This is a genomic window from Psychromonas sp., from assembly GCF_047632995.1.
Classification (GTDB): domain Bacteria; phylum Pseudomonadota; class Gammaproteobacteria; order Enterobacterales; family Psychromonadaceae; genus Psychromonas.
Genome location: NZ_JBLIEK010000161.1, coordinates 1 through 6,239, shown reverse-complemented (window position 1 = coordinate 6,239; position 6,239 = coordinate 1). Strand labels below are relative to the sequence as shown.

The window sequence follows — 6,239 nt, the reverse complement described above, 5'->3', positions numbered from 1 at the left end:
CGTCGCGCGCTGAGTTACCTCATTGCACAGGGATTTGGTTATGCGGTGATGATGACTTTTATTGCCAATGCTCCCTTTGCTTATATAGAACACTTTCACGTATCACCCGAGCTTTTTTCTGGATTATTTATTGCCAATGTCGTCGTGGTTGTCATTATTAACCGTCTCAATAGTTTACTGTTACACCGTTATGAACCCCCTAGGTTATTAAAAGCGTTTCTTTCTCTGCAGCTGTTGGGAGGAATGATCTTAGTCAGCTCCATGATTATGGCCCCTGACAACCTCTGGTTTGCGGTAATCGGCTTTATTCTGTGCGCATCATCTAATGCGGGTATTTTGCCAAACGCCAGCGTCTCGTTTATGCATTATTTTGAAAAAAATTCAGGTATCGCATCCGCATTACTGGGAGCGGTTCAATATGGAACGGCTGCCGCTGTCAGCGCATTAGCTGCAATACTAACAACAGACTCTCTTTGGCCTATGATATTAACCATGCTGACATCCACCCTGATTGCTTTAACAGCTGCAATTATTGCAGCACAAGATAAAACCGATGGCAATATTGATACACCTTTACTTAGAGCAGATCTTGAGCTGATAAGAGATTAATTGAAAAAAGATAGTGGCAAAAAGATGGGACAGTTAAATCTTTTTTCCGATCTTTCATGGGCCGAGTTTATTCACCAATTAAAGTATAAAACAGAGTGCGCGCGGTGAACTATCTCAGAAATAGATAGATTTTGCCAAGCTCAAAGTGTTGCCATTGTTCTAGGTGTATATATAAGTAAAGCAATGCCGCTTAAAATCAGATCGAGGGAGCATCCTGAATGCCACACTAGTCGCGATATTAATGAAGCAATTAACGTCAAAAGCGTTGTTATGGCGGGCGAGCTTAGGGAGCAATTGGAGCGGAGAAAGTAGATTAACGCCTTCTAGGGAAAACGTGTTGAACTAGAAAGCATTAAGAGATAAAAAACCCGTCCAGATAGACGGGTTAAAAAATAAGGTAGTAGTGTTTAAGCCATTTTTCTTTTACGGTTAAAACCGAAGCCGATTAAACCCAAGCCCAGTAATATCAAACTAGTAGGTTCAGGTACAGAAGCAATGACATCATCAGTTATTACCACGTTGTCAATGGCCCACCATTCATCATTTGCTCCCTGGTTTAATGACGAAGTAAATTGCAGTGTTAATGAGCTAGCAGTTGTCGCATAGTTTACAGAGACAGGTACCAGTAGTTCATTCCAGAGATAATAAGATTGACCTGCCTGTTGGCTACCTTCAAAATACATGAACTGTTGTGAGTAGATAAGATCGCCATTCGCATATGCATACGCAACTTCACCATCCCATGAATCACCTTTCCAGAAATCAAAGGCGATATCAACACTAGACTGGTTGCCAGATAAGGCAAAAGTTTTTTCGGTAGAAACGCCTGCACCAAAAAGATTAAAACCACCTAAAACCTGATTGCCTTGAATAACGCTGGTGCTGTTATTAGTCCAGCCGGAAGCGCCGCTGGTGAAATCTTCACTAGTAATTACGGTAGCGAAAGCAGAGCTGGCTGAGAAGACCATTATTAATGGTAATAAAACCGATGAGCGTATAGACATGAGTAAACCCTTTGATGTTGTAATAAATTATCTTGACAATTATATAGGTTTCAATGCATTTATTGTACCAGCTATATTTACTACAATTAAATCAACCACTTAATTTTTAATATCCGCAAGTAAATTGATTGTCATTTAAAAAGTGTAAAGAATACTGACAGAATCTAAATACTATTATTACAGCGGTGTTAAACCAACCGTTTTTTTATAGTTAGTCCTTTTTAGACTGAAAAAGTGCTTATTTAATCTTATTTACAAAATACAGTGTAAAGACAACTGACACTTTGTATAAAAAACAGGCATATCGGCAATCAAATGTTTCACACTTTTTACGCTGATTGAGGGCAACCAAACTTTTATCCCTTCTTTCGACATTTTTAAGCTCATTGGCTTCTAATATTTAAAGCGCTCATTGTTGAGCAACAAAAAAAACATTGAGATTTATTTAGCCCAAAACAAAGTTAATTTTGGTTTAACAATCAGAGACATAATAATAGAGAACACAATGCCGATAGGTAAGGCAGCCAGCAGGCTAGCAATCCACACATAGATGAAATGGTTAACATCAACAAAACCATAGATATTAACTGTGGTAACAGCGGCCATAATCGCTTCCATTATAATAGCCATACAAAAGCCAAATAGGATATTCATTTTAATAGCAGAGATATTAGGCAATATTGTCGTCAAACTTTTGTTTAACAGCATTGAAATAACACCGCCAATGGGTGCAATACAAAGTACACAAAGTGCAAATGAAGTCAGCCAGGAAATTAAAAACTCATCGCCAAATCCAACATTTCTCCAAGTCATTGCAAAGGTAAGCGTGCCTCCGATAACAACCACAATACTAAAAATAATAAGCATTTTTGTAAAAAGTTTAGACATCATCTCTATCCATATTTAATAAATTTTCCGCAGTATAATTAGTAAATTTAGACAAAAACAGTCTTGTTCTTTTAGTTTTTTTCTGTGCAATCAGACTTAAAAAGTGAGTTTCTATTGGTTAAGAGGCGCTTATCAAATAAAGAGATAGGCTCTTTTCCAGAACATAGCAGTGAGTACGGGGATGTAATGCCTGAGATGATGGATTAGAAAGTGGGTACTTATTGCAATATTAAAAATAGACAGGGAAGTGAACCGTCCTGCACAATCATCTTAACGATAAAATTATTGTCAAAAATAATGTAACTTATTAACATAATACGACGGCTAAACGATCACTAAATCACACAGTGACATCAACATGTTTATCCGTTATTACATCTTGATTTTGCTCTTTCTCCTCATCTGTTTTTTTTACTTCAATTTTAGTCAGAGGATGGATACTTTCTGCAAACATCTCAGGGGAAACATTGTTGTTGCGGTTAGAGGCTTGATACTTTTTAATTTTATGATTCGCAATTTTAGCGTCATTAAAGGGCTTAAAAACATAAGTACGATTTATAAAGTCGATGATAAGATGTTGGCTCATATACCCTCCTTATTGTTTCCCATAGCTAACACTGTTAATCAAGTTATCGGCATTCCCGACTTTTTCTTGATGTTTTATTATACTGCCTCTGCTTTTTCGATAAAAAAATCTTATATTGATACTAAAATTATAGACAGATATTTCACTATTGGACGGCAATATGGATAGCAATCTCGCTAAGATTTTTATCGCACTTGTTTGTGCTTTTTTATTATATCTTTTCTGCCATTTTTGGTTGCCATACGAACAGGCGACAGCACTGGGCCTGATCTGCTTTTTAGTGATTTTATGGAGCAACAATGCCTTGCCACTTGGCGTGGTTTCACTCTTCCCTATCTTGCTCTTTCCAATGTTTAATTTAATGCCAACCGATCTGGTCACCAGCAATTACAGTAAATCTATTATTTTTCTGTTTATTGGCGGATTTTTATTAGCGATTGGCGTTGAAAAAACAGATCTCCATAAAGTGATTGCCAATAAGATATTAGATATATTTCCCAATACGGTGCGCGGTATGATTTACGCGTTAGCGTTAACAGCTGGTAGCCTGAGCGCGTTTTTATCCAATACCACCAGCTGTTTATTATTAATGCCGCTGGTACTGTTTTTATCCGATGACAGTGCATTAAGAAAACGTTTTGCGTTAGCACTGTGCTACGGAGCCAGCATCGGCGGCATTATCACCCCCATCGGCACCCCGCCAAATCTCATTCTGTATGGAATACTTGAGGGATATCAACTGCCCAGCATCCCCTTTGCACAATGGGTCATGCTGCTGCTGCCTTTAGCTATTATTATGTTTTTACTACTGGGATGGTTACTTTCATGGGGTACAAAAGATAAAACGTTAGATAAACAGCATCAGCCAATAACGGGCAAGCTCACAGCGGATCAGAAAAAAGTAACACTTGTATTGATAAGCCTGATCTTTTTGCTGTTTGCCAATTCACCGATAAAGCCCTACTACGGCGGATTAGGGTTAAATGAAAAAGGTCTGTTATTAAGCGCGGGGCTGCTGCTGTTTTTACCACCGATTAATATCCTAAAATGGCAGCATATAAAAAAAATCCCTTTTGAGATTATCTTGCTGTTTGGCGCAGGATTTTCCATTGCGGCCCTGTTTACAAGCACAGGTCTCGCCGATCAACTTGCACTGTTTTTACAAAACTTTAGCCAGCTACCTACGCTACTGCTTATTGTTTTAATCGCTAGTTTAGTTACATTTTCAACCGAGATCACCAGCAATACCGCGCTTATATCAATGATACTGCCGGTTATCTATGCCCTTTCAGAACAAAACGGTTTAGACACAAGACTGCTGATGATGGTGGCAACTATTTGTGCCAGTTATGCGTTTATGTTGCCGATTGCCACCCCGCCTAATGCGATAGCGATGAGCTGCGAGGCGGTCAATGTGAGCTGTATGATAAAGTACGGTATTGTCTTAAACCTACTGGGCATTCTGCTCGTTTCACTCTTTTCTTATGGTTACTGGCGTTATTTTATAAATTAGTCAGCACTTTTTTTAAGTTGAAAACGCTCAGCGTCCTGACGAAATTGGCTATATTTATCTATTAACGCCTTTTTACTGAGTTTCTCATCACCAAAGAAAAAACCATCACTTGCAGCTATCAGCTCAAAGTGTTGTTCGGTTAGGTTCAATACTAGGTCTGCTTTTTGTAGCGTATAGGGGGAGCACGACTGGCCGTGCAGATCATCAAGCAAGTCCAAAAGATTGGAACGAAAACTTTCCAGCAGATAAAGCGCTTTTAACGCGCTATCGTCTAACAGTGCAGTTTGCCAATGCTGATTAATTGCCTTTTGCCAAGCAATCACAGATGCATCTGCACCCAACTCAATGAGTTTTTGCAGTTTTTGCTGATAAATTTGTAAGGCACACTGTTTTTCAATTTTATAGAGAGAAAATAGAGCCTCACTGCTTAAATCAAGAGGGTTTTTCAGTATAAAATCAAAAAAGAAGCGCGTTTCAAAGCGCTCGATGCCATGGAATAGCGGCGTTTTTTGACCATTACTATTAAACTGTTTTTTAGGATCAAACTGATACATATAACCAAAATCAAACAGTTTTATCTCATTGTTACTGTCTAATAAAATATTGCCCGGACAAAAATCCCATTCAAACAAACCGCTTAATTCAAGGTCCATTATGGCGCTAAAAATCTGTACAAAGAGATCTCGGTTTAATGCAGTCAGTGGTTCGCCGGCAATCCAAGGCGAAAGAATAATACCGTCTCTAAATGAGGCAAATTGAGTATCTACAATATGTTTAAAATTATCAGGATTAGCTTTCTTAAGCTGAGCAAGATCTCGGCGGCGCTGAACCTCATTTAAAAAAGAGGTTTGCCCATCAATATTATTAACTAAACTGACCTTGCGTTTAAGCTTTAGCGTCCAGCTTTTCCCCTCTATTTGTAAATGATAAACCACTGCAGTGAGACCTGAATTAAATGTTTCCACCACATAACTTGAATTTTCAGTGGTGCTTTTAAGCTGCTGCAGCGTTAACGGAAAATCGTGTAGCGATCCCAGTTCTATATTTTGTTCGCTCTCGGCAAATGCTTGTTGTGCTTGTTGGCGCTCTGCTTCCATGATCTGTTTTCCTTAAATAAAAAAAAATGCCGTTCAAACTAACTGAACGGCATTCGTTGTAGATGAGTTATATTTATTAACTCATTTTATTTACATTGTTTCAAGCAGAATTAAACCTTCAACTCCGGCATTAAAGCTAACAGTGCCATTACTCACTGTTGCGATTGAATTATCATAACAATTACCTACGTAGCCCCACACCAATGACACAGTCGCTGCCTGTGGTTTAGCAGGCGGTTTTTATTTACCGCCAAGGTTCATCTCATTTATTTTGCGTTGGTTGAAATCTCACCTTAAGGCGATTACCAGAAAGCTTGCCGCAAAGTGAGTTTAGAGCAAACGTCTTCTTATTGTTATAAATAGCAATAAAACTAACCCGCTAAAACCGATTCCACCTCCTGCAGATATATCATCGTCTGGATCAGTTGCTCTCTCATCTTCTGGCGCATTGTAACGACAAGTAGAAGTTGAACTTTCTTTCTTTATTTCAGAAAAGTCGAGTGCATAGATAAGTAACGATGAATCATTGGTGCGTTTTTCCT

Annotated in this window: 6 protein-coding genes and 1 pseudogene; 2 read left to right on the top strand and 5 right to left on the bottom strand. The window is 38.6% G+C overall.

Annotated features, from left to right (window positions below; all coding sequences use genetic code 11):
• Window positions 1-609, top strand: a pseudogene (locus ACJAT7_RS17180) (hypothetical protein); the annotation flags it as partial.
• A 407-nt stretch (window positions 610-1,016) separates the two neighbouring features.
• Here ACJAT7_RS17180 and ACJAT7_RS17175 read toward each other — a convergent pair.
• From ACJAT7_RS17175 to ACJAT7_RS17165, 3 genes are all read right to left on the bottom strand, one after another.
• Window positions 1,017-1,613, bottom strand: coding sequence for a PEP-CTERM sorting domain-containing protein (locus ACJAT7_RS17175; RefSeq protein ID WP_415228026.1), 597 nt, complete (start codon window positions 1,611-1,613; stop codon window positions 1,017-1,019).
• Between the two features lie 441 nt (window positions 1,614-2,054).
• Window positions 2,055-2,504 (bottom strand): DUF2798 domain-containing protein, encoded by a 450-nt coding sequence (locus ACJAT7_RS17170; RefSeq protein WP_415228025.1) that lies wholly within the window; start codon window positions 2,502-2,504, stop codon window positions 2,055-2,057.
• Window positions 2,505-2,841: 337 nt separating this feature from the next.
• Window positions 2,842-3,087, bottom strand: coding sequence for a hypothetical protein (locus ACJAT7_RS17165; RefSeq protein ID WP_415228024.1), 246 nt, complete (start codon window positions 3,085-3,087; stop codon window positions 2,842-2,844).
• A gap of 160 nt (window positions 3,088-3,247) precedes the next feature.
• Here ACJAT7_RS17165 and ACJAT7_RS17160 point away from each other — a divergent pair, with 160 nt between their 5' ends.
• Window positions 3,248-4,600: an SLC13 family permease gene (locus tag ACJAT7_RS17160; RefSeq protein ID WP_415228023.1), complete on the top strand. Its 1,353-nt coding sequence runs from the start codon at window positions 3,248-3,250 to the stop codon at window positions 4,598-4,600.
• Here ACJAT7_RS17160 and ACJAT7_RS17155 read toward each other — a convergent pair.
• Window positions 4,597-5,697 carry a hypothetical protein gene (locus ACJAT7_RS17155; RefSeq protein WP_415228022.1) on the bottom strand — a complete coding sequence of 367 codons (1,101 nt, stop codon included), beginning with the start codon at window positions 5,695-5,697 and terminating at the stop codon, window positions 4,597-4,599. The genes ACJAT7_RS17160 and ACJAT7_RS17155 overlap by 4 nt on opposite strands.
• A 330-nt stretch (window positions 5,698-6,027) precedes the next feature.
• Window positions 6,028-6,239, bottom strand: a 212-nt coding sequence (locus ACJAT7_RS17150) for a hypothetical protein (protein ID WP_415228021.1), incomplete at its 5' end; no start/stop codon positions are given.

Coding starts and splice junctions, on each gene's coding strand:
- ACJAT7_RS17175 (WP_415228026.1), bottom strand. CDS start 1,613: ATGTCTATACGCTCATCGGTTTTATTACCATTAATAATGGTCTTCTCA.
- ACJAT7_RS17170 (WP_415228025.1), bottom strand. CDS start 2,504: ATGATGTCTAAACTTTTTACAAAAATGCTTATTATTTTTAGTATTGTG.
- ACJAT7_RS17165 (WP_415228024.1), bottom strand. CDS start 3,087: ATGAGCCAACATCTTATCATCGACTTTATAAATCGTACTTATGTTTTT.
- ACJAT7_RS17160 (WP_415228023.1), top strand. CDS start 3,248: ATGGATAGCAATCTCGCTAAGATTTTTATCGCACTTGTTTGTGCTTTT.
- ACJAT7_RS17155 (WP_415228022.1), bottom strand. CDS start 5,697: ATGGAAGCAGAGCGCCAACAAGCACAACAAGCATTTGCCGAGAGCGAA.